The organism is Hamadaea flava, from assembly GCF_024172085.1.
GTDB classification, from domain to species: domain Bacteria; phylum Actinomycetota; class Actinomycetes; order Mycobacteriales; family Micromonosporaceae; genus Hamadaea; species Hamadaea flava.
The window spans coordinates 3,345,423-3,368,095 of the sequence record NZ_JAMZDZ010000001.1 but is presented as its reverse complement, the minus strand read 5'-3'; the positions used below and the strand labels follow the sequence as shown (position 1 = coordinate 3,368,095).

The 22,673-nt window shown below is 70.1% G+C and carries 19 protein-coding genes; 9 read left to right on the top strand and 10 right to left on the bottom strand.

Annotated elements, in window-relative coordinates:
- Positions 1-5: 5 nt before the first annotated feature.
- From HDA40_RS15710 to HDA40_RS15690, 5 genes are all read right to left on the bottom strand, one after another.
- Complete coding sequence (locus HDA40_RS15710) at positions 6-1,787, bottom strand: ATP-binding protein (protein ID WP_372502870.1); 1,782 nt, start codon at positions 1,785-1,787, stop codon at positions 6-8.
- Positions 1,788-1,882: 95 nt separating this feature from the next.
- Positions 1,883-2,887 carry a hypothetical protein gene (locus tag HDA40_RS15705; RefSeq protein ID WP_253756411.1) on the bottom strand — a complete coding sequence of 335 codons (1,005 nt, stop codon included), beginning with the start codon at positions 2,885-2,887 and terminating at the stop codon, positions 1,883-1,885.
- Entirely contained in the window at positions 2,880-3,554 is a 675-nt protein-coding gene (locus tag HDA40_RS15700; protein ID WP_253756409.1) for a dihydrofolate reductase family protein, read from the bottom strand. The genes HDA40_RS15705 and HDA40_RS15700 overlap by 8 nt, the downstream gene beginning before the upstream one ends.
- Before the next feature lie 198 nt (positions 3,555-3,752).
- Entirely contained in the window at positions 3,753-4,772 is a 1,020-nt protein-coding gene (locus tag HDA40_RS15695) for a potassium channel family protein (protein WP_253756407.1), read from the bottom strand.
- A gap of 36 nt (positions 4,773-4,808) precedes the next feature.
- Positions 4,809-6,314 (bottom strand): SigE family RNA polymerase sigma factor, encoded by a 1,506-nt coding sequence (locus HDA40_RS15690; protein WP_253756405.1) that lies wholly within the window; start codon positions 6,312-6,314, stop codon positions 4,809-4,811.
- Between the two features lie 318 nt (positions 6,315-6,632).
- Here HDA40_RS15690 and HDA40_RS15685 point away from each other — a divergent pair, with 318 nt between their 5' ends.
- The 8 genes from HDA40_RS15685 to HDA40_RS15650 all read left to right on the top strand — a co-directional run bounded on the left by HDA40_RS15685 (position 6,633) and on the right by HDA40_RS15650 (position 15,995).
- Positions 6,633-7,937 (top strand): ABC transporter substrate-binding protein, encoded by a 1,305-nt coding sequence (locus HDA40_RS15685; RefSeq protein WP_253756403.1) that lies wholly within the window; start codon positions 6,633-6,635, stop codon positions 7,935-7,937.
- A 69-nt stretch (positions 7,938-8,006) separates the two neighbouring features.
- Positions 8,007-9,020 carry a carbohydrate ABC transporter permease gene (locus HDA40_RS15680; protein WP_253756401.1) on the top strand — a complete coding sequence of 338 codons (1,014 nt, stop codon included), beginning with the start codon at positions 8,007-8,009 and terminating at the stop codon, positions 9,018-9,020.
- A 95-nt stretch (positions 9,021-9,115) separates the two neighbouring features.
- Complete coding sequence (locus tag HDA40_RS15675; protein ID WP_253763639.1) at positions 9,116-9,910, top strand: carbohydrate ABC transporter permease; 795 nt, start codon at positions 9,116-9,118, stop codon at positions 9,908-9,910.
- Positions 9,907-11,304 (top strand): GH1 family beta-glucosidase, encoded by a 1,398-nt coding sequence (locus tag HDA40_RS15670; RefSeq protein WP_253756399.1) that lies wholly within the window; start codon positions 9,907-9,909, stop codon positions 11,302-11,304. Before HDA40_RS15675 ends, HDA40_RS15670 begins: the two co-directional genes overlap by 4 nt.
- A gap of 11 nt (positions 11,305-11,315) precedes the next feature.
- Positions 11,316-12,344: a LacI family DNA-binding transcriptional regulator gene (locus tag HDA40_RS15665; protein ID WP_253756397.1), complete on the top strand. Its 1,029-nt coding sequence runs from the start codon at positions 11,316-11,318 to the stop codon at positions 12,342-12,344.
- A 197-nt stretch (positions 12,345-12,541) separates the two neighbouring features.
- Positions 12,542-13,339, top strand: a complete 798-nt coding sequence (locus HDA40_RS15660) for an ACT domain-containing protein (RefSeq protein WP_253756395.1) — start codon at positions 12,542-12,544, stop codon at positions 13,337-13,339.
- Positions 13,340-13,569: 230 nt separating this feature from the next.
- A complete protein-coding gene (locus tag HDA40_RS15655; protein WP_253756393.1) occupies positions 13,570-14,607 on the top strand; it encodes a GNAT family N-acetyltransferase in 1,038 nt (345 codons plus the stop codon).
- A 143-nt stretch (positions 14,608-14,750) separates the two neighbouring features.
- Entirely contained in the window at positions 14,751-15,995 is a 1,245-nt protein-coding gene (locus HDA40_RS15650; RefSeq protein WP_253756391.1) for a glycosyltransferase, read from the top strand.
- Positions 15,996-16,110: 115 nt separating this feature from the next.
- Here HDA40_RS15650 and HDA40_RS15645 read toward each other — a convergent pair whose 3' ends face one another.
- From HDA40_RS15645 to HDA40_RS15630, 4 genes are all read right to left on the bottom strand, one after another.
- Entirely contained in the window at positions 16,111-17,016 is a 906-nt protein-coding gene (locus tag HDA40_RS15645; RefSeq protein WP_253756389.1) for an NAD(+)/NADH kinase, read from the bottom strand.
- Positions 17,013-18,053 (bottom strand): SPFH domain-containing protein, encoded by a 1,041-nt coding sequence (locus tag HDA40_RS15640; RefSeq protein WP_253756387.1) that lies wholly within the window; start codon positions 18,051-18,053, stop codon positions 17,013-17,015. The genes HDA40_RS15645 and HDA40_RS15640 overlap by 4 nt, the downstream gene beginning before the upstream one ends.
- Positions 18,054-18,116: 63 nt before the next feature.
- Positions 18,117-18,752, bottom strand: coding sequence for a TMEM175 family protein (locus HDA40_RS15635; protein ID WP_253756385.1), 636 nt, complete (start codon positions 18,750-18,752; stop codon positions 18,117-18,119).
- 73 nt (positions 18,753-18,825) lie between these two features.
- Complete coding sequence (locus tag HDA40_RS15630) at positions 18,826-20,367, bottom strand: M4 family metallopeptidase (RefSeq protein WP_253756383.1); 1,542 nt, start codon at positions 20,365-20,367, stop codon at positions 18,826-18,828.
- 271 nt (positions 20,368-20,638) lie between these two features.
- Here HDA40_RS15630 and HDA40_RS15625 point away from each other — a divergent pair, with 271 nt between their 5' ends.
- The gene (locus HDA40_RS15625; protein WP_253756381.1) at positions 20,639-21,283 is read left to right on the top strand and encodes a hypothetical protein; all 645 of its coding nucleotides are present in this window, start codon (positions 20,639-20,641) and stop codon (positions 21,281-21,283) included.
- Between the two features lie 9 nt (positions 21,284-21,292).
- Here HDA40_RS15625 and HDA40_RS15620 read toward each other — a convergent pair whose 3' ends face one another.
- Positions 21,293-22,663 carry a nitric oxide synthase oxygenase gene (locus tag HDA40_RS15620; RefSeq protein ID WP_253756379.1) on the bottom strand — a complete coding sequence of 457 codons (1,371 nt, stop codon included), beginning with the start codon at positions 22,661-22,663 and terminating at the stop codon, positions 21,293-21,295.
- Between the last annotated feature and the right edge of the window lie 10 nt (positions 22,664-22,673).

Sequence of the window (22,673 nt, the reverse complement as noted above, 5' to 3'; positions counted from 1 at the left end):
GGCTGCTAGAACGGGATCTCGTCGTCGTCGATGCCACCGTCGCGTGTCGAGCCGACCACCGCGAACGGGTCGGTCGCACTGACCATGCTGGCCAGCGTGGCGCGGGGGGCCGCGCCCGCCTCGGACGGCCGGGTGGCCCAGGCTGGGAACGGGAACTCGACGGCCAGCGGGACCGGGATCTCCGGCTGCGCCACGAACATCGTGCCCGGTTTGGCGAGCAGCGCCCGCTGCCGCTGGGTGGGCGGCAGGAAGCCGTATTCGGGTCGCGAGGCCTCGGCCGGGTCGAGCCGGCCGACCACCCGGATCGCGGAGTTGGACACGATCCGGCGCTCGACCTCCGACGCCGTCTGCTGGGCGCCGATCAGGATCACGCCCAGCGACCGGCCGCGCTCGGCGATGTCGAGCAGCACCTCCTTGATCGGGCTCGTGCCGTCGCGGGGTGCGTACTTGTTCAGCTCGTCCAGCACCACGAACAGCAGCGGCTTGGCCGTGCCCGCCTTCTCCTTGCGCTCGAACTCCGTCTTCAGCGTCACACCGACGACGAAGCGCTGCGCCCGGTCGGGCAGGTTGTGCAGGTCGACCACGGTCACCTGACCGGCGTCGGCGGTGCTGATCTGGTGCGCCCGGCCGCCGGGCAGGTCGCCGCGGATCAGCCGGGACAGGTCCCGCTTGCTGGAGATCAGGCGGCGGGCGAAGGCGTTGACCGTGCCGAGCCCGACCGAGCTGCCCGCCCAGGTGGATCGGGTCTCGTCGTCGTTGAGCTGCTCGACGATGTAATCCACGAAATCGTCGTAGCTGCCGAGCCGGGTGCCGTCCAGGCTGATCCCGCCCCCGGCCGGCTGCGCCTCGCGGGCGAGGTGGGCGGCGACCGCGTGGACGACCATCGTGTACTGCTGGCGCTCGTCGTCGGCGTCGGCGAAGACATAAGGCAGCAGGCGCTGCTCGGTGAACTCGCTCAGCGTCCAGTAGAACGGGTCGACCCCGGTCAGCCGGCTCGCCACGTCGGGGCTGCCGGACGGGTCCCCGGCCCGCGCCGGCGCGAACACCGTGACCTGCTTGAACGCCCCCGCGTCCAGGCCCAGCTTGTGGTACGCCTCCCGGGTCGGCTCGTCGAGCCTGTTGTTCTCGTGATCGAGGAAGAGCAGGTCCTCGCCCTTGACGTTGAAGATGAGCGCCTTGGTGTTGGCCGACTCCGCCTTCGAGCCCAGCACGCCCGAGGTGAAGATGGAGTAGAGCAGGAACGTGGCGAAGCTCGTCTTCGTCGCGACCCCGGAGATGCCGGAGATGCTGACGTGCGCGCCCCGGCTGCCGTCGAGAAAGTCGGTGTTGAGGTACAGCGGCGCGCCGTCGCGGCCGATGCCGATCGGCAGCCGCCGCTGCATCCGGTCGAAGCTCAGCGCGGCGTCACGGGTCTCGCCGTGCGCCCGGTACGCCACCGCGCCCGGCGCGGGCGGCACGTAGATCTCGGGCTCGACCCGGGTCACCGTGATCTCGGCCGCCTCCTGCACCATCGCGGGCAGCATGCCGTCGGCGATGGCGAAGACGTCGGACTCGAACGCGGCGCCCTCGTGCCGGGCGCGGACGGCGGTGACGACGCCGGAGATCGTGACGGTGCCGCGATCGGGCAGGTCGCGCTGGGTCACCACGACGTCGTCGAGCTGCAGGTAGGCGTCGGAGCCGACGGCCACCCAGAAGGTCAGCGGGCTGGCGTCCTGCGTACCGAGGACGCGGCCGACGGGACTGCCGGGGCCGGTCTGGTCGCCGGGGGAGTGCGCGGGGAAGCTCACGCCCTCAGACCCTAACGGCATCCTGCGACAAGACCCCGGTACGCAAGGGTGCCGAGTCGTGTGCGCGACAGGAGAGGGACCCCGTTCAGGGGAGGTCAGGATCGTGTGATGCGTACGCCCCACGGCCCGGTGACATGGGTGGGCGTGATGGTCAGGCGCACTGTTTCCCCTGGTCGCGCGGTTATCTGGGACTGCCAGTCGAAGCCGTGCGGGTCGCCGATCGTCCAGCCGAGCCCGCAGCTGTCGCCCTCGTAGGACCAGATTTCGCAGTCGGTGACGGTGACGCCGTCGATGGTCACGTGCAGGGCGCCGGGCGTGGCGGACGACATCGACAGGTCGTACGACCCCCACACGAGGTCGACCGTGATCGGTTCCAGCGCGTCCGCGTCGCTGCGCAGGTAGGACCGCGAGGAGCCGTCGCCGCCGTCGCCGTTGACCGGGAGCTGTAACACGGGCAGCGTGCTGGGCCGCGCCGGCAGCGGATACTCCTCGAACGGCACCGGTACGCCGATCGCCACGCCGATGGTGCCGACGTGGGGCGTCTCGGCGTCGATCGTCTTCTGCGTCGCCGCGTCGAACCGGGTGGCCCCGCCGATTCGCATCGTGATCCGGACCGTGTCGCCGATCTCGATCCCGTGCGTCGTCCACGCCTCGGCTCCGTAGCGGCTCGCGCCGGTCCCGCCGTCCGGTCCGCAGCTGGACTCCCACCAGACGTCGCCGCTGACCATGAACTGCGCCTTCAGCTGGGTGCCGTCCGCGGCGAGGAACTCGCAGCGATCGAAAATAGTGACTCCCAACTCGGTCACGGTCCAGGTCAGCGCTGCTTCGGTCGCGGCGAGGGGAGCGCTGGCGGCGGCCACCACGCGGGCGCCGTTGGCGTACTCGGGAAAGCCCTCGATCCGTTTCATCGGCGTGGGCGACGGTTGCGGCGTCGGCTCTCTCCGGAGCAGGCCGGGGAGGACGGCGTACAAGCTGATGGCGAGAAGGAACAGCGCGGATCCGGCGGCGACCCACCGCTTGTGCCGCGCGAGCCAGGCGCGGACCACGCGTGGCCGGGGCGCGGGCGGCTCCTCGGGACCGATCTCCCCCAGGTCAATCATGCGCGCGACGGTACCGGAGCAGAAGTGCCTGGTCAGCGGGTATGGCGTGGATCAGGCGCATTGGTCTCGATGGATGCTCGGGGCCGACGGTCATCCGGGTCGCGCCGGGCCCGGTGAGCACCGGCGACAGTGTCAGGCAGAGCTCGTCGACCAGGTCCGCGCTGGTCAACGCGCCGAGCAGGGTCGGGCCGCCCTCGCAGAGCAGGTGGGTGAGCCCGTCGGCGCGCAGCCGGGCCAGCGCCTCGCTCAGGTCCGCGACCAGCACGTCCGCGACCTCGCGCAGCGGGTGGTCGCCCGGATCGGCGGGCGTCACCACCAGGGGCCGGGCCGGAGCCTCGCGGAGGGCGCGATGCCCGGGGTCCAGCGCCAGCATGCGGCTGAAGATCACCAAGCGGGGATACGCCGAAAGCCCGGACGCCAGACGCCAGGACCGTCGTTCGGGGTCGAGCGTGAGCGGCCGGTAATCCTCGTCGCGCAGCGTGCCGGCCCCGACGAGCAGCGCGTCGCAGGTCATCCGGAGCAGCCGGAAGACCTGTTTGTCGGCGACGCTGGACAGGCCGGTCGACAGCCCGTCGACGGCGGCCGCCCCGTCCAGGCTGGTCACGAAATTGACCCGGAGCCCCGCCGTACGCGGATACCGGCGCAGCAACTCCTCGTCGATCGTCACGCTCGCATTATCCGCAGGTCGCACGGTCGTGATCGTCGGTGGCCGCCGATTTTGCGGGTTGGCGCGGCCATGATCGTCGGCTGCCGCCGTTCGTGGGGCTCACAGCGCGTTGATCGTCGGTGGCCGCCGATCTTGGACGCTGGAGCGCGATGATCGTCGGCGGCCGACGATCTTGCGGAAGCGGCGGGCAGGCGTCCCTCAGGGGGAGGTGACCAGGACCAGCCGGTCGGCGGTCTGCAACGTGGTGACCTGGCCGTACGGCAGTGCGTGCCCGCCTCGGAGCACGGCGATCACCGGCTCCGCGCATTCGCGGAGGGTACGCCCGATCTCCTCCGGCTTGACCGGGCGTTCGACCAGGTCGAGACCGGCGCCGTGGATCAGCAGGTCGTTGAAGACCTCGCTGATCGCGGGGGAGCGGGCGGCCACCCCGAGCAGCCGGCCGGCCGCCTCGGACGTGGTGATGACGGCGTCCACCCCGGACTGCAACAGCAGCGGCTCGTTCTCGGCCTGGCGGACCGAGGCGACGATGGTGCACCCCTGGTTGATCTGGCGGACGGTCAACGCGACCAGCACAGCGGTGTCGTCCCGGTCGGTCGCGACGACGACGCGCTCGGCCGTCTCCACCGCCGCCTTGCGCAGCACGCTGCTGCGGGTGGCGTCACCGACGACGACCGCGAAGCCGTCCCGGTTGGCCTCCTCGGCCAGGTTGGTCGAACGCTCGATGACGACGAACGCCGTCTTCGGCGACCCGTCGGCCAGCAGCGTCTGGATCGCCGTATGCCCCTTCGTGCCGTACCCGACGACGATGGTGTGCTCGATCAAGGTGGACCTCCAGCGGCTACGGCGCAGCTGTTCTCGCGTACGCCGGGTGAGCACCTCGAACGTGGTGCCGACCAGGATCGCCAGGAAGGCCACCCGCAGCGGCGTGATCAGGAAGATGTTCACCACGCGGGCGGCGTCGCTGACCGGAACGATGTCGCCGTAGCCGGTCGTGGACAGGGTCACGGTGGCGTAGTAGAACGCGCCCAGCCAGGTCAGCTCGGGCCGGTTCGCGTCCTTGTAGCCGTCCCGGTCGAGCATCACGATGACGACGACGGCGGCCAGGATCAGGACGGCGTACGCGATGCGCCGCCAGATCTGGCGCAGCGGATCGCCCGGGTGGCGCCCCGGCAGGCGTACGCCGCCCTGGTCGGCCTCGCCGAACGCGCCCTGGTCCATGGCTCCACTGTAGGGAGTTCCGGGCCGTTTGCCGGGTTATTCCTCCGGGGCGATCCACGCCGCCCAGTCCGCCGAGACGTGTTCGGGCACGATCGCGATCTCGAACTCTTCGCCCGGCCTCAGGGCTGGAAGCTTGGCGAGCAGGTCGGGGTCCTTCGGATCGAGGGTGTACCCGCAGCCGCCGGTCTCCCAGCTCCAGTTGCCGCAGCTCATCACCTCCACCCCGGCCACCATCAGCCGGAGTATGCCGGGCGCTCGCTGACTTATGTGGATCTTGTATTGGGTCCCCCACGTGAGGCCGACTGTCTTCACGGTCTGACTCGCATCGGCGGCGGGCGGCCGGAGTTCGAGCGCCTTGGGCGATTGGTCGAGCCGGTTGGAGTCCAGCTCCTGCAGGACCTTCGGCTTCGCCGGGAACGGGTAGTCCGACCAGGCCATCCGTTCGCCGACGGCGACGTCCACGACGACATCGGCGGGGGCCGGGCGCTTGGTGATCGCCAGGCTGACGGTCATGACCACGTACGCCCCGGCGGTGACCCCGGCGTTCATCACGTTCTCGGTCGGCCAGGCGATCGCCGTGCCGATCCCCGTACGCGGACCGTCCGGAGTGGCGTCGCACCCCATCTGGCCCAGTTGGCCGCTGGTGGTCTCGAAGGTGACCCGGATGTACGTCGCGGCCGAGGCCCGGCAGCGCATGTAGACGGAGAAGTCGCTCGTGGAGGCCACCCACGACAGCTTCGTCGGCGTCGTCTCGTCCGTCGCGGTGCCGGTCGCCACGACTCGGTTGCCCAGGGCGTACTCGGGGAATCCGTTGATCAGGCGCGACGTCGCGGACGCGATCGGCGCGGGGACCACGTTGTGGGCCGGATTGATGGCGTACCCGAGGACGAGCGCCAGGACCACCGCGCACACCGAGGCGATCGAGACGATGCGACGCTGGCGGGCGTGCTGGATCCGGTCCTGGACGGCGGCGAGGCGGGCGGCGCCGGCGGGCGGCTCGGAGTCCGGTTGGAGACCGGTGAGCCCGGGGTCGACGCGGAGTTTGGCGATGGCCTTGGCCGCGTGGCTCTTGACGGTGCCCGGCGAGATGCCGAGCACGTCGGCGATCTGGGCCTCCGAGAGGTCTTCGTAGTAGCGCAGGACGAGGACCGCGCGCTGCTGCCGGGGCAGCCGGCCGAGCGCGCGGGCGAGCTGGTCGCGGTCGTCGTAGCCGCGGTGCTCGTCCGGAGCGGCCTGTTCGGGCAGCTCGCCGATGGGACGTTCGTGGTGCCAGCGTCGCCGCCACCAGCTCGTGTACGTGTTCACCAGGATCCGCCGGACGTAGGGCTCGGGATCGCCTTCGATACGCCGCCAGGCCGTCCAGGCTTTGGCCAGCGAGGACTGCAGGAGATCCTCGGCCAGCGCCCAGTCCCGGGTGAGCAGGTACGCGACGCGCAGCAGGCGGGCCGACCGCGCGGTCACGAACTCCGCGAAGTCACCCGCCGGCGTGCTGGGCCGAGATTCGTGGGCCCGCGAATCGGCCGTAGCCGTCGTCAGCTGCACCGCTTGTCCTCTCAGGTTGGCGGACATTAGCAGGTACGCGCTGAGCCCACTGCCCGGTGCACTCCCGGGCATGGGCCGTTCGGCCCGTTTGCCGTAGCCCGGTCGGTGGAGGCCGTCGTCACGGCTGAGCGTGGAAGCGCTGCTCGGCCGGGGATAGACCCGGATAACAACTTGGGAACGCTCCCATCCCTCCCTTGACTTCCCCGTAACGTCACGGCAATCTCATGGGAGCGCTCCCGGCGGTGTGGTCCAGACCACAACCCGGGCAGTCTGCACCACCCCCCACCTGCACTGAAAACGACCTGAGAGGGGTCATCGATGGGCGTCACCTCGCGCCGCCGCGCCCTCGCGGCGGTCGCCGTCCTTGCGATTGGAGCGCTCGGCCTGACCGCCTGTAGCGACGACAAGGACGGCACCGGTTCGAGCACCGAGCAGATCACCCTGAACGTCGACGTCTTCGGCAACTTCGGTTACGAGGAGCTCTACAAGCAGTACCAGGCCGCGCACCCGAACATCAAGATCGTGGAGCGTGGCACCGGCGGCCAGCTCGGTGACTACACCCAGCAGGTGACGCAGCGCCTCGCGGCCGGCAGCGGCCTCGGCGACGTGATCGCCATCGAAGAGGGCATGATCATCGACATGAAGTCGAAGGGCTCCGCCTTCGTCGACCTCAACGAGTACGGCGCCAAGGACCTGTCCGGCAACTTCCTGCCCTGGAAGTACGAGGCGGCCAAGACCGACGACGGCAAGCTCATCGGTCTCGGCACCGACGTCGGCGGCATGGCGATGTGCTACCGCACCGACCTGTTCAAGCAGGCCGGCCTGCCGACCAACCGCGACGAGGTCTCCAAGCTCTGGCCGACCTGGGACGACTACATCAACGTCGGCAAGCAGTTCAAGTCCAGGGTGCCGAAGGCCGGCTTCATCGACGCGGTCACGAACACCTACAACAGCATCCTGATGCAGGAGGCCGGCAACACCACCGGCTACACGTACTTCGACACGAAGAACGCGTACGTGACCGACACCAACCCGGCCGTCCGGAAGGCTTGGGACATCTCGAACAAGATCCTCGAGGCGGGCCTGTCGGCCAAGCTCCAGGCCTGGACCGACCAGTGGAACGCGGGCTTCAAGAACGCGCAGTTCGCGACCATCGCCTGCCCCGCCTGGATGACCGGGTACATCACCTCGCAGAACGGTGACGCGGGCAAGGGCAAGTGGGACATCGCCACGGTCCCCGGCAGCGGCGGCAACTGGGGCGGCTCCTGGCTGTCCGTGCCGAAGCAGAGCAAGCACCAGAAGGAAGCCGCTGAGCTGGCCAAGTTCCTGACCAACCCGGCCGGCCAGATCGCCGCCTTCAAGTCGAAGGGCAACCTGCCGTCCTCGCCGCAGGCGCTGGACGACCCGGCGGTCAAGGCCGCGGTGAACGACTACTTCAGCAACGCGCCGACCGGCACCATCTACGGCGCCAGCGCGAAGGCTCTCAAGCCGGTCTACCTGGGCGCGAAGAACGTCCCGGTGCGTACGGCGGTGGAGAACGCGCTCCGCTCGGTCGAGCAGGGTCAGAAGAAGTCCGACGCCGCCTGGACGACGGCGGTCGCCGACGGCAAGAAGGCCGCGTAAGCGGCTTAGCCAGCCAGCGCCGGTGCGCGGTCTCGGCCGCGCACCGGCGCCGAGCTTCCTGGAGTCACCATGAGCCTGCCGACCACTACTCCGGCACACTCGGCCGAAGTGCCCCCGCAGCCGGGCCGGGCCCCCCGCTCGCCGTCGTCCTTCCTGGTACGCGCGTCGCGCTGGAGCCGCCTGGACACCAAGGCCTCGCCCTACGTCTACATCGCTCCGTTCTTCGTCATCTTCGGGATCTTCGGGCTCTTCCCGCTGATCTACACCGGATACGTGGCGCTGAACGACTGGGAGGTGGGCGCTGACACGCACACCTTCGTGGGCCTCGACAACTTCGTCAAGATCCTCAGCGACAACTACTTCTGGAACGCCGTCTTCAACACGATCGGCATCTTCGTGGTGTCGACGATCCCGCAGCTGCTGCTGGCGCTGATGCTGGCGAACGCGCTGAACAAGCGGATGCGCGGGCGGATGTGGCTGCGGATGGGCGTACTGGTCCCGAACATCACCTCGGTCGCCGCGGTCGCCATCCTGTTCAGCCAGCTCTTCGCCCGCGACTTCGGCCTGATCAACTGGCTGCTGCACTTCGTCGGGGTCAGCCCGATCGACTGGCAGGCGCACAAATGGACCGCCTGGCTCGCCATCTCGACCATGGTGGACTGGCGCTGGATGGGCTACAACGCGTTGATCTACCTGGCCGCGATGCAGTCGATCCCCAAGGACATCTACGAGTCCGCCGCCCTGGACGGCGCGTCGTCGCGTCGCCAGTTCTGGTCGATCACGGTGCCGATGCTGCGGCCGACGATCATCTTCACGGTCATCATCTCGACCATCGGCGGCTTCCAGCTGTACGCCGAGCCGCTGCTGTTCACCGGGGGAGCGAGCGCCTTCCTCGGCGGCACGCTGCGCCAGTCGCAGACCGTGACGATGTACCTGATGGAGCAGTTCTACAACAAGTTCGAGTACGGCGACATGGCCGCCGTCGCGTGGCTGCTCTTCTTCCTGATCCTCATCTTCAGCGGCGTGAACTACCTGATCACCGCACGGCTGGAGTCCTCCGGCAAGCGTGGAGGCAAGAAATGACCGCCGTCTCCGTCGACCGTCCGCCGGCCCCGCCCGCCGCGAAGCCTCGGCGCCGCGGCCGGGACGTCTTCCAGGCGACCCCGCTGACCTTCGTGATGCTGTTGGCGACGGTCGTCCTGTCGATCTTCCCGCTGTACTACATGATCGTCGTGGCGACCCGTGAGCAAGGCGCGACCAGCTCGGTGCCGCCGCCCCTGATCCCGGGCAGCAGCCTGGGCGACAACGTCGGCCGGCTGCTGTCGAACGAGAACGCGGCGTTCATGACGGGCATGGTGAACTCGGCGATCATCTCGCTGACGCTCACCGTCTCGGTCGTGTTCCTGTCGACGCTCGCCGGGTTCGCCTTCGCCAAGCTGCGGTTCCGCGGCCGCAACGCGCTGATGCTGTCGATCCTGGTCACCATGATGGTGCCCGCGCAGCTCGGTGTGGTGCCGCTGTACATGATGATGGCCAAGCTCCAGTGGGCCAACCACCTGCCGTCGGTGATCGTTCCGTTCCTCGTCAACGGGTTCGGCGTGTTCATGATGCGGCAGTACGTCAGCCAGTCCGTGCCGGACGAGCTGATCGAAGCGGCTCGGGTCGACGGCTGCAACACCTTCCGGATCTACTGGAGCGTGGTGCTTCCGGCGCTCCGCCCGGCCATCGCCGTCCTGGCGTTGTTCACCTTCATGGCACAGTGGAACGAGTTCTTCTGGGCCTCGCTGGCCATGGGCGACCCGTCCAACCCGACCGTGCAGATCTCGCTGCAGCACCTCTCGACGGGGTACTACAACGACTACGCGCAGGTCTTCGCGGGTACGCTGCTGTCAATCCTGCCGCTCCTGGCGGCGTTCATCGTGTTCGGCCGTCAGATCATCGGCGGCATCATGGAAGGTGCTCTGAAGGCGTGACCAGCAATTCCGACTTTCCGGCCGACTTCCTGTGGGGTGCGGCGACCGCGTCGTACCAGATCGAGGGGGCCGTCACCGAAGGCGGTCGCACCCCCTCCATCTGGGACACGTTCAGCCACACGCCCGGCCGGACGGTCAACGGGGACACCGGCGACGTGGCGTGCGACCACTACCACCGAATGGGCGAGGACGTCGCCCTCATGGCCAAGCTCGGGCTGAAGGCGTACCGGTTCAGCACGTCGTGGTCGCGGATCCAGCCGCACGGCCGGGGTCCGGTCAGCCCGGACGGCATCGACTTCTACTCGCGGCTGGTCGACGAACTGCTCGAGCAGGGCATCCAGCCCTGGATCACGCTCTACCACTGGGACCTGCCGCAGGAACTCGAGGACGCGGGCGGCTGGCCCAACCGCGACACCGCCGAGCGGTTCGGCGAGTACGCCGCGCTGACCCAGGCCGCGCTCGGCGACCGGGTCAAGCACTGGATCACGCTCAACGAGCCGTGGTGCACGGCGTACCTGGGCTACGGCAACGGGCACCACGCCCCTGGGCGTACCGACCCGGTCGACGCGCTGGCCGCCGCGCACCACCTCAACCTGGGGCACGGCCTGGCCGTCCGAGCGCTGCGCACCGACGCCGACGCCCGGATCGGGCTCACGCTCAACCTGCACTCACTCCTGCCGCACACCGAGTCGCCGGCCGACCTCGACGCGGTACGCCGCATCGACGGCGTCGGCAACCGGGTGTTCCTCGACCCGGTGCTGCGGGGCGCGTACCCGGAAGACGTCGCCGCGGACGTGGCGCATCTGACGGATCTGGAGTTCGTGCGGCCGGGCGACCTCGCGGTGACCAGCGCCCCGCTGGACTTCCTCGGGGTGAACTACTACAGCCGTCAGGTCGTGTCCGGCCCCTCGGGCTCGGGCGAGACCGACTCGCACAGCGGCGCCTGGCCGGGCAGCGAGCAGGTGGAGTTCCACCGGCGCGGCCTGCCGGTGACCCAGATGGGCTGGGAGATCGACCCCGAGGGGCTCACCGCGTTGCTGCGCCGGGTGCACCAGGAGTACGGGCCGATCCCGCTGTACATCACCGAGAACGGCGCGGCCTACGCGGACGAGATCGGGGCCGACGGCGCGGTGGCCGACCCGGAGCGGATCGACTACATCGGCCGGCACCTCGCCGAGGTCGCCGGCATGATCGGCGAGGGCATCCCGCTCGCGGGGTACTTCGCCTGGTCACTGCTGGACAACTTCGAGTGGGCATGGGGCTATGAGAAGCGGTTCGGCCTGGTCCACGTCGACTACACCACGCAGGTACGCACGCCGAAGGCGAGCGCCTCGTGGTACGCCGACGTGATCCAGGCGAACTCGCTGATCACCGCCGACGGTACCGGGAAGTAGAGTTCACGGTTATGGCACGTTCCCCGCGCGCCCGGTCAGCCGGGCGCCCCACGCTCGACCAGGTCGCCGCGCACGCAGGCGTCGGCCGCGGGACGGTGTCGCGCGTCGTCAACGGTTCGCCACAGGTCAGCCCGGAAGCCCGGGCGGTGGTGGAGAAGGCGATCGCCGAGCTGGGATACGTGCCTAACCGGGCGGCCCGCGCGCTGGTCACCCAGCGTACGGATTCGGTCGCGCTGGTCGTCTCGGAGTCCGGTGAACGGCTGTTCGCCGAACCGTTCTTCGCGGCGATCCTGCGCGGCATCAGCGCCGCCCTGTCCGAGACGCAGCTGCAGCTCTGGCTGGCGATGGCTCAGTCGCCGGCCGAGCGGCAGCGCGTCGAACACCACCTCACCGACCAGCACGTGGACGGCGTACTGCTGCTTTCGCTGCACTACGCCGACCCGCTGCCGGACCTGTTGGCCGAACGCGGGCTGCCCGCCGTCATCGCGCCGCGCCCGGCCGACGGCGACGGCTACTACGTCGACGTCGACAACGTCGGCGGCGGCCGGATCGCCACCGAACACCTGATCCACGCGGGCCGCACCAAGATCGCCACCATCGCCGGTACGGCCGACATCTCGCCCGGTGTCGACCGGCTCACCGGCTACGAGCAGGCGCTCAAGCAGGCCAACCTCCCCGTACGCGACGAGCTCATCGCGCGGGGCGACTTCACCGAGGCCAGCGGATACGACGCCATGCGGGGACTGCTGTCTCGCGTACCGGAGCTGGACGCGGTCTTCGCCGCCTCCGACCTGATGGCAGCCGGCGCCCTCCGGGCGCTGCGCGAAGCCGGCCGAGTCGTCCCCCGCGACGTCGCCGTGGTCGGCTTCGAAGACTCCGTCATCGCCCGGCAGACCGAACCGCAGCTGACCAGCGTCTTCCAGCCGGTCGAGGAGATGGGCCGGCAGATGGCCCGGATGCTCGTCGACCTCATCCGCGGCGAGGAACCGCCGCGCACGGTCCTCCTGGACACTCACCTGGTCCACCGCGCCTCCACCTGACCCCGCCCTCCCCGGGGTCTTTGTGCGTGATCATGAACTATCGGTCGTGATCGACCGGCGTGTCGTGTCCGTGCCGCCCTGATCAACTCCCCAACGGCATGATCAACGTGTCCAGGCTCGCAGACACGCGTGTGCCAACCAGCCTGGGACACAGTGTCGCAACTGTCCTGAAACGAGCGGGCGCGAGAATATGCGCCATGTTGCTGCGGATCAGGGTGGCGTTGCCGGATCGCCCCGGCTCCCTCGGCCAGGTGGCCCGGACGCTGGGCGTCGCGGGAGCCGACATCGTGCAGGTCGTCGTGCTGGAGCGGGCGGGCGGCCGGGCCGTGGACGATTTCACCGTGGTCTGGCCCAGCGGGGCGAGCGTACGCCGTCTGCTGGCCGGCCTAGGCGCAATGCCGGGCGTACGCGTGGACGGGGTGTGGCAGGCGATCGGAGCGCCCGTGCACGGCGGCAACGACGCCGAGCTGCTCGCGCAGATCGTCGTGAACCCGCTCGACGGACTGGGCACGCTGGTCGACGCGGTTCCGACCCTGCTCGCTGCGGAGTGGGCCGCCGTGCTGGTGGTCCCGGCCGACTGGGCGGTCCGCAACGGCAGCGGCACCGAGGGCCTGACCGCGCTGAGCGCGTCGATCGGCCGCGCCGAGCCGGCCGTCGCCCATGCCAGCTGGCGTGCGCCGCAAGCGCCCCGGCTGCCGGAGGTGACGCCGCTGCGAGCGCGGGCGCTGACCGGCCCCGACGGCACCCGGTACGCCGTAGCCCCGTTCGGCCGCGCCGGACTGGTGCTGGTGGTCGCCCGGGGCGGGGTGGAGATGCCGCCCGAGCCGGAGCCCTCGTTCGGCATCGTGACGGTCGACGCGGAGGCGCTGCCCGCTCCGGTCGCGGCCGCGTTCCACGCCACTGAGGTCGACCGCATCGCGCAGCTCGTCCGCGCGGCGGCCCTGGTCCTCGGCGACCAGCTCGACCTCGTCTCCGCTCCACCCGTCGCGAAGTGACCCGCCCCGCCGGGCTGCCGGGCAGCGAATCGAAGGCGCAGGGCCGGGCGGCCGCAGTGGGGACGAGCGACGTGACCGCCCCATCCGGGAACGAATCGGCCTCTGGGTGAGATCAAGCACAGCAGCTTGGCGATTTCCCCTGGTAACCGGGGTGTAACAGCGGACCATGAGGGTTTAGGGGAGGGGAGCGACGCGGCTCCGAGGTGACGAATCCCTGCGAGGGGGCGGCGATGACCTTGTGGCGGGTGCGAGCGACGATCGACGATCGGCCGGGCTATCTCGCGGTGCTGACCGCCAGTCTGGCGTTGCGGTCGGTGAACATTCTGGCGGTGCAGGTGCACACGACCGAGGCGGGCGCGGTCGACGACTTTCTGATCGACGCCCCGGACCGGTTGATGGAGGCTGATCTGCGCGCGGCGGTGGAGAAGGGCCGGGGCCGGGATGCCTGGATCAGCCCGGCGGACGCACATGGGCTGGTCGATCCGCCGACGCAGGCGCTCGGCCAGGCGGCTCGGCTGATCGCCGCTCCGGAGAACCTGGGGGAGACCCTCGGCGGGCTCCTCGGTTGCGAGGTCGCTTGGCGGCCGTCCCGGGAGCAGCAGCGGTTTTCGTCGAGCGAGCTGACGGTGGCCGATCCGTACGGGGGGACGCTGGTGCTGACCCGGTCCACTCCGGTGTTCACGCCGGCCGAGTTCGCGCGGGCGCAGGCGCTGGCCGACGTCGCCGGGCAGGTGACGCGTACGCAGTTGGCCCAGGCCACGTTGCTGTTGCCGGATGGCGCCGAACTGCTGCTGCGCCCGGCGACCCGGGCCGACCTGGACGAGGTGGTCGCCCTGCACGAGCGGTGCTCGCCGGAGAGCTTGTACCGCCGTTATCTCAGCGGTTCGCGGGGTCCGACGGCGGCGCAGTTGCTTCGGCTGCTGGAGCCACAGCGTGGTTGCGCGCTAGTGGCGGTCGACTCGGACGGTCGGGTCGTGGCCCTCGCCAACCTGGTGGGCGAGGGAGAGATCGCTGAGGCGGCGTTGCTGGTGGCGGACGCCTGGCAGCGTCGCGGTCTCGGCACCGCGTTGCTGCGGCGGCTGATCTCGCTGGCCCGCCCGGCCGAGTTCGCGGCGATCCTGGTGCACACGCAGGCCGAGAACACCGCGATGCTGCGTACGGTGCGGCGGATCGCCGACGCGTTCAGCATCGAGCCGACGTACGACCGGGATGGCGCGCTCGTGAGCGTCACGCTCGCCCTCACCGAGAGCCGCATCCCCGCCCGTTAGGCCCAGATCATGGATGTGCAGGCTTCCTCGGGTCCCGGAAGCCTGCACATCCATGATCTGACGGGAAGGACGATGCGAGAAGTTTCGCCGCCGCACACTTGCGCGCTACCCGCACAACGCCGGGAACCCGTACCAAAAGCGACATGACGCAGCAGCTCATCGCCCCGGTACCGGTGGTCGCCAGGGTTCAGCGGGTCGCCCATTTCACCGACACCTACCTCCCGCGCCGCGACGGGGTGGTGACATCGCTGCGAACCCTGTGCGACGCGCTCACGGCGGACGGCTGTGAGACCGTGACGGTCGCGCCCCGGCACCGGTCCCAGAATCCGTGCCCGGAGCTGCTCACGCTCGGCTCGGTGCCGTGCGGCGTCGCCGACCTCCGGCTCGGCGGGTGGCCGCGCCGCGTACACCTCGAACGGTTCGCGGCGTGGCGGCCCGACCTCATCCACGTGCACACGCCCGGCCCTATGGGTCTGCTGGGGACCATCGCCGCGCGACGGCTCGGCCTGCCGCTCGTCCACAGCTATCACACCGACTTGTACGCGTACGCGGACGCGTACCGGATTCCGGCGCGTGCGATCGAACTGGGCCTGTCCTGGTACGCCAACCGCATCGGCGTCGAACCGCCGAACCCGGATCCGGCCCGGTCCCGGCGGCACGCGGCGATCGACGGGCTGAACCGGCTGCTGCTCGACGACGCGGCGGCGGTGGTCGTCCCGACGCCGGCCGTGCTCGCCCGCGGCGGGCTGCCCGTCCCCGACGAGCGGATCTTCCTCGTCCCCGCCGGGGTCGCCCCGCGTACGCCGTCGGGGGAGGACATCGCGGAGTTCCGCCGCCGTCATGGTGTCCACGATGGACTCGTCGTTCTCTTCGTCGGTCGGGTGAACCGGGAGAAAGGCGTCGACCTGTTACTGGAGGCGTTCGCGACGATCACGCGTACGCTGCCCGCCGCCCAGCTGGTCCTCATCGGAGCGGTCTACGAACGCCGGTGGCTGGCCGGGTTGCTCCAGTCGACCGGGGTCGCCGACCGAGTGGTGGTCACCGGCCAGCTCCCGCCCGAGGAGGTCGCCGCCGCGTACGCCTTGGCCGACGTCTTCGCCTTCCCGTCGCGTACCGACACCCAGGGGCTGGTGCTGCAGGAAGCCGCCCTGGCCGGGGTGCCGAGTGTGCTCGCCGACGCGCAGCTGCACCGGACCGGGGCACTGGGCAGCGCGACCAGGCTGGCCGAGCCCACTCCCGAGGCTTACGGACGGGCGTTGGCCGAGCTGCTCACCGACCCCGAAGCGGCCCGCCGCCTCGGCTTGGCGGCCCGGGAGCGGGCGTTGCTGCACACCCCCACCCGGTACGCCGCCGCGATGCGCGACGTCTACGACCGCGCCGCCGGCTGACGCCCCCCGGCCCTGCCCCCTTTTTTGCACTGGATCAGGGATCTGGGTCGAATCATGGCCCAAGATTCGACCCAGATCCCTGATTTAGTGCGCAGCGCGGAGCGGAGGGCGGAGGTCAGGTGACGACGAGGTTGAGGTGTTGCTCGGCGAGGCCGATCGACACGCGCTGGCCCCAGGCCAGGGTGAGGTGATCGATCTCGATGCCATCGGCGAAGCAGACGAGCTGTTCACCCTCGCTGACCAATTCGAGTTGCTGGCCGGCGCCGAGTGAGCCGGCTGTGAGGGTGACGCCGGTCGCCGGGGAGGGCCAGGCCTCGCGGACGAACCAGGTCAGTTCGCGGTCCTGCGGGGTGGGCAGCGTCGGCGAGCCGGAACGTTCTCGGGAGATCGAGGCGCACCAGCCGGTCGCGCCGGTGCCGGTGCCCACGACGACTCCCGACGAGGAGTGCCGTTCGCGGCGTCCCTCCGGTGTGGACAGCGAGTAGCGGGCCGACTGGTGGGAGCCGTGGCCGAAGTAGATCTCGTTCAGGCCGGTCAGGCGCTGCCCGTCGTCGAGGACGGCGACGGCCATGGTCCGGGACTCGACCCTGGCCGTCCCGGTGACGACCGACGGGAGGAGCTGGGCGGCGGCGTCGGCGGTGACCCGCACCAGGACGCCGGGATTCCGGCCGGGTTCGGGGTCGACGCCGACGACGGGCTGGCCGGAGAGGTACTTGGCGACGTTGGCGACGAGGCCGTCTTGGCCGACCGCGACGACGACGTCCTCCGGGCTGAACAGGAACCGGGGCAGGTCGGCACGGTCGACCGCGCCGCGCCGCCAGTCGGCCGGGATCGCGGCGCTCACCTCGGTCAGCGCCGCGTCCAGCGCGTCATGGCGGGCCTGCACCTCGTCCAGACTGCGGCCGCGTTGGCGCAGGAAGTAGCCGGCCGCGCCGCGCGTACCGTGGCGATCGAGCAGCTCGGCCAGCTCGCTGCGCCGGGAGACGACCACCACCCGGGGTGCGAGCGTGGTGTAGCTCATCGGGACTCCGTGCCGCCCGACAGCTTCGCGAGCAGCTGGGTGAGCACGTCCGGCGTGATGGTGAGCGACTGGATGTCGGGCAGCTGCCCGGCGAACTCCTGCACCGTCAACGCCTGCAGCACGCCTGGCGGCAGATCGCGGTACGCCCCGACCCGGGCGGCTTCCTTCTCGGCCTCGGCCAGGCCGACGACGCGTACGGCGTTGGCGCGGGCGTCGGCGAGCAGCTTCTCCTGCTCGGCCTGGGCCGTCGCGGCGACCCGCTCCCGTTCGGCCGCACCCTGGGCGGCGGCGAGCTGCGCGGCCGCGTCCAGTTCGGCCTGCCGCCGCGAATTCGCGCCGTGCTGTTCCACGAGCTGCTGCTCCCGGCGCGCCAACTCGATCTTGTTCTGCAGCTCGTTCTCGGCGATCGCGCGCTCCTGCTCGACCGCTTGCGCGCGGCGGGCGTACGTGGCGCGATCGGCCTCGGCCTGCACGGTCTCCCGGGTCGGCGTCTGCAGCGCCCGTTCCAGCTCCGGTTCCGGCCGGATGGCGACGACGCGGGCGCTCACGACGGCCACCCCGAGGTCGGCGAGCCGGGGATCGTCGGCGAGCGCGGCCGACACCGCCTCGCGTACCGGGGAGATGCCGGCGGTCAGCGCCTCGGCCAGCGGCAATCGGGCCAGCAGGTCCAGCGCGGGCTGCTGAGCCAGCTCAGCGAGCAGCGTCGCCACCTGGTCGAGCGGCCGGGAACTCGCCACGCCGCTCTGCGGGTGGATGGAGAAGTCCAGCCGGGACGCGGCCACCGCCGGTTCGGCGACCCGGTAGGTGACCGTCGCCTGCACGGTGACGTCCGTGAAGTCACTGGTACGCGCATGGAACAGCAGCGGCAGCTCCCGATCGTCGACCGGCACCTCGCTGAGTACCGCGGTCAGCGGGCGATACCAGAAGGACAGCCCGACGCCTTCGCGCTTCACCTTGCCCTTGGCGTGGTGCCGGACCCAGTTGGTCGGGGTGCTGCGCAGGTGCCGCAGGAAGAACCTGCGGGAGATGTCGGCCATGACTTCCCTTCCGGGACGACTTTCCGGGGTGACGACCTCCGCGGTGAGGTGCGCGCAGTGATGCTACTGAGCCGACGCACGCTCCAGGCGGCTCCGGCGGATCCGCATGCCGACGCTGGAGATCGGCCAGGCGCTGATCCAGAAGAAGGTCGCCCAGTCCGAGTTGACGAACGCGATCGGAATCGACAGGCCGAACGCGACCAGCAGCGCGGACGCACCGAAGATCATGTTGCCCGGAGCCGTGGCGGGCGCGTCCTCGCTCCACAGCTTCTGGCGCGTCGCCGTCAGCACCATGAGAATCCAGACGACGGCCCACAGCACCATGACGCTGGAGTAGAAGATCGGCCCGGCCGGGAGGTCGCCGAGCCCGGTGAGGATCTTGGTGGCGAAGGGCATCAGGACGATCGTGAACAGGCCCAGGATGTTGAGCCAGATCATGCCGTAGGTCAGCCGCGCGATCTGCTGGAACATCCGGTGATGGTTGAACCAGAGCGTGGCGATCACGGCGAAGCTGATCAGGAACGCCACATAGTCCGAGCCCAGGTAGTCCTTGAGCTGGTGGACCCACTCCTCGCCCTTCGGCACGGGCAGCTCGATGGCCAGCAACGTCAAGGCGATGGCGATGACCGCGTCGGAGAAGAAGATGACGCGTTCCAGGCCATGGCCGGACTCGGGAGCAATCTTGGGGCGTTCGGTCACGGCGTCATTCTGGCGTACGCCGCTGACACGTGCGGCCCCCAGGTGGGTCCCAGGGGCCGCACAGAGTAGTGCCTTACGACACGCTCACCGCGGACCAAGCGGCCGCGACGGTCGCGTACTCGGTCGAGCCGGAGCCGTAGAGGTCAGCCGCGGCGGACAAGGTGGCCGTACGCGCGCCGCTGTACGCGGTGCGCGAGGTCATGTACACGGTCAGCGCGCGGTACCAGATCGCGCCGGCCTTGGCGTTGCCGATACCGGTGACGGTCGCACCGTTGCAGGTCGGGCTGGTGCCCCACGAGGAGGTGCCGCTACCGACCGCCAGCAGGTAGAAGAAGTGGTTCGCCACGCCCGACGAGTAGTGCACGTCGAGCCGCTTGACCGAGCTGGACCAGCAGTCGGCCGACGCGCCGTCCTTCGACGGCTTGTCCATGTAGCGCAACGGCGCGCCGCTGGTCTGCAGCTCCTCGCCGATGAGGTAGTCGCCGGGGTCGTTGGCGTTGCCGGCGTAGAACTCCACGAGGGTGCCGAAGATGTCGCTGGTCGCCTCGTTCAGACCGCCGGACTCGCCGCTGTACCGCAGGCCCGCGGTGTTGCTCGTGACGCCGTGGCTCATCTCGTGCCCGGCCACGTCCAACGAGGTCAGCGGGGTCCAGCCGGTGCCGCCGTCGCCGTAGGTCATGCAGAAGCAGGAGTCGCTCCAGAAGGCGTTGGTGTACCCGCTGCTGTAGTGAACCCGGCTGTACGCCGCCACACCGTCATTGCGGATGCCGGTGCGGCCGAACGTGTTCTTGTAGAAGTCCCAGGTCATCGCCGCGCCGTAGTGGGCGTCGACGGCCGTGGAGTTACGGTCGCTCAGCGTGCCGTTGCCGAAGACGTTGCTGGTCGAGGTGACCAGCGTGCCCGTGCCGGTGGTCGCCCCGAACAGGTCGTACGTCTTGTGCCCGCCCCGGGCGGAGTCGTTGAGCTGGTAGGTGCCGCCACTGAGGACAGTGCCCACCGCGACGTCGCCGTTGTGGAAGCCGTGGCCGACGCCGTCGGTCTGCACGGCGTCCCACGCGTCGCGTACGCGGCCGGTCTGAGCGTCGACCAGCACGTGCAGTTCGCTCGGGAGCCGGTCGGCGGCCACCCCGCTCACGACGACCTCGTACGCCAGCGCGGTGTCGGCTCCGTCGGCGTCGACGACGAGCTGCGTACCGTCGATGTGCTGGGAAGCCGCCCGCGACGCGCCCAGGGCGGCGGTCGCGGCCTGCGCGGCCGACAGTCGAGGCGTCGTGGACAGGGTCAGCCCGCCGCGCAACGCGTGGCTGACGCCCTTCCAGGAGTTGCCCTTGCCGAGGTGGACGACGGTGTCTCCACCTAGGACCGGCAGGCCCTGGTAGTACCGGTTGACGCGGACGTGCTCGGTGCCGTCGGCGTCGGTCTGCACGTTCCGGAGCGTGAACGACTGTCCGGCGCTGACCGCGCCCGGGGCCGCGTGGCTCTTGAGTTGTGCGACGGCTCGGGTGAACGGGCTGGGCGCCGCGGGGGCGGCGAATGCGACCGGTGAAGCGGCGGCGAACAACGCCGCTCCGGCGACCGCGGCACCCAGGACGGGGGTGATCCGGCGGATGGACAAGATTTCCTCCCTTGGTCAGGCGGACCGGGACTGAGCCAGCTCGCCACGGTCCGTCCGGGTTAGTCGCCCATGGGCCGGTAGGCCAGGACGACTGAACAGAAGGATGCTCAGGTCGACCTGATTTGTAAATATGGCCATAGAAGAATTACTTAGAGTGAGCATCGCCGGGTTCCCGACAGTCGGCGAGCTTCCGCAGTGTCGGCACCGGGCATTAAGCTCGCCGCGCTGAGTAAGGCTGAGTAAGACGGACGACAGAAGGCTGGTTCCGACGATGGCCGTGGTACGGCGTACCGGCACGATCCCGCAGCAGGCGAAGCCCAAGGAAACCACCGGGCAGCAGACCACCGAACCGGCGGACGCCGAGACCGCGGCGGTTCCGACGATGCCGGCCCACCTCTGGGCCTTCGGGGTCGGGCTGGCGCTGGTCGGCGGCGGGCTGCTCGCCGCCTGGGCGATCTGGGCGAACGGTCCGGTGAACACCTTCCGCGCCACCAGCGAAGGGTCCATCTTCGCCGGTCTGGTCGTGGTGACCGCCGCTGTCGAACGCGTACTGGAGCCGTTCACGCGGTGGCTGCCGGGTCGCACCGCACAGCACCGCTACGACTGGGCGCTCGCCGCGATGGAGAACGGCGCCGGCACGACCGCCGCGACCGCCAAGGCGAAGGCCGACCTGGAGCAGGCCAAGGCGGACAAGGGCATCATCGCCTGGGGCCTGGCCACCGGGCTGGCCACCGTGATGTCGGCCAGCGGCGGTTTCTACCTCCTGCACATGCTCGCCGAGAACCCGCAGTGGGACGCCGTGCCCGCCTGGGTCGACTCGCTGATCACCGGCCTGATCGTGGGCAGCGGGACGAAGCCGGTCCACGACCTCATCAGCCGGGTGCAGCAGAACAAGGAGAAGGCGCAGCTCGTCTGACCGGTCCGGTCAGACCTTGCGGTTCCCGCGAAGCCAGCCCTTGCGCATCGGCCCGGCGTCGGGACCGCCCAACGCCAGGGACTCGGCCACCATGGGCACCTCCCGAGTGATGTCGTCATAGTCCGGCACCGCTGGGCGTACCGCTGGGTGATCTCGAGTGCGCTGCGCGGGAAGCGAGTGAGCCCCGGGCGGGGCGACCGAGGCGCTGGCCGCGGCGTGGAACGGGCAGCGGGAGAGTTCCTTGGCGTTCTCGTCGAGGTAGAAGTTGGGCTTCAGGTCGGCCTCGGGGTAGTACCGGTGGAAGACCGGGGTGGCGCCGCCGGACAGGGGCGGGACGATCCAGGACCAGTCGGCCGGGACCGTCCGCCCGGCCTTCTCCTCCTTGGCGATGTGCGTGAGGAAGTGCCGGGACTCGGTGTGATGGTCGGCGATCTTCACCCCGGCCCGCTCGAAGGACCACAGCACCGCACGGTTCAGCTCGACCAGCGCGCGGTCGCGCCACAGGCTGGACTCGCGCGTGGTGTCGAGGCCGAGCCGCTCCGCGATGATCGGGAGCTGGTCGTAGCGATCGGCGTCGGCGAGATTGCGCGCGCCGATCTCGGTGCCCATGTACCAGCCGGAGAACGGCGCGAGCGGATAGTTGACGCCGCCGATGGTCAGCCGCATGTTGCTGATCGCGGGTACCGCGTGCCAGCGCAGGCCCAGCTCGGCGACCCAGGCCAGATCGGGATGCGTGAGCGGCACCTCCAGCACGGCGTGCTCGGGCAACTCGAACAGGCGCGGCTCCTGGCCGGTCTCCTGCAGGACCAGCGGCAGGATGTCGAACGCGCTGTGCTTGCCCTTCCAGCCGAGTTCGGTGACCGCTTCGGTGAAGTCGGCGTACAGGGGATCGCCGGTGCCGTCCCGGTAGCCCGCGTAGCGGATCAGCTGCTCGTTCCACAGCACGGTACGCGACCGGCCCGGCACGGCCTGCGGGAAGATCGAGATGACCGGACGGAGCCGGCCGCGGTTCTTGCCCTGGCCCGCGGCGATCTGCAGGTGCTGAACGAGCTGCTCGGCGGTGGCGTCCACACCGGAGACTCCGCGCAGATCGCGTACCACCAGGCTGTTCCAGTAGAGGCGGCCGATGCAGCGACTCGAGTTGCGCCACGCCATCCGGGCTCCGTGGACCAGTTCCGTCCGGGTGTGCGCGTACGTGCCGAGCGCGTCGATCTGTTCGCGTACCTGCTCGACGCGGGCGGCGACGAGTCGCGCGTCCACGCCGAGCCTGGGTTGTTCGGCGTACAGCTGTCGCAGGAAGTCTTCCGCCTCGTCCGGATCCGTTGGCTCGTTGTGGAACTGAGTGAGGGGGGCGTCGCGATAACCGGGGGCCGGGCTCATCCGGTCATTT

Bases quoted from the DNA above. Each gene is read 5' to 3' on its own strand.
- HDA40_RS15705 (WP_253756411.1), bottom strand. From the start codon at position 2,887: ATGATTGACCTGGGGGAGATCGGTCCCGAGGAGCCGCCCGCGCCCCGG.
- HDA40_RS15695 (WP_253756407.1), bottom strand. From the start codon at position 4,772: ATGGACCAGGGCGCGTTCGGCGAGGCCGACCAGGGCGGCGTACGCCTG.
- HDA40_RS15685 (WP_253756403.1), top strand. From the start codon at position 6,633: ATGGGCGTCACCTCGCGCCGCCGCGCCCTCGCGGCGGTCGCCGTCCTT.
- HDA40_RS15680 (WP_253756401.1), top strand. From the start codon at position 8,007: ATGAGCCTGCCGACCACTACTCCGGCACACTCGGCCGAAGTGCCCCCG.
- HDA40_RS15675 (WP_253763639.1), top strand. From the start codon at position 9,116: ATGCTGTTGGCGACGGTCGTCCTGTCGATCTTCCCGCTGTACTACATG.
- HDA40_RS15665 (WP_253756397.1), top strand. From the start codon at position 11,316: ATGGCACGTTCCCCGCGCGCCCGGTCAGCCGGGCGCCCCACGCTCGAC.
- HDA40_RS15660 (WP_253756395.1), top strand. From the start codon at position 12,542: ATGTTGCTGCGGATCAGGGTGGCGTTGCCGGATCGCCCCGGCTCCCTC.
- HDA40_RS15655 (WP_253756393.1), top strand. From the start codon at position 13,570: ATGACCTTGTGGCGGGTGCGAGCGACGATCGACGATCGGCCGGGCTAT.
- HDA40_RS15650 (WP_253756391.1), top strand. From the start codon at position 14,751: ATGACGCAGCAGCTCATCGCCCCGGTACCGGTGGTCGCCAGGGTTCAG.
- HDA40_RS15645 (WP_253756389.1), bottom strand. From the start codon at position 17,016: ATGAGCTACACCACGCTCGCACCCCGGGTGGTGGTCGTCTCCCGGCGC.
- HDA40_RS15640 (WP_253756387.1), bottom strand. From the start codon at position 18,053: ATGGCCGACATCTCCCGCAGGTTCTTCCTGCGGCACCTGCGCAGCACC.
- HDA40_RS15625 (WP_253756381.1), top strand. From the start codon at position 20,639: ATGGCCGTGGTACGGCGTACCGGCACGATCCCGCAGCAGGCGAAGCCC.
- HDA40_RS15620 (WP_253756379.1), bottom strand. From the start codon at position 22,663: ATGAGCCCGGCCCCCGGTTATCGCGACGCCCCCCTCACTCAGTTCCAC.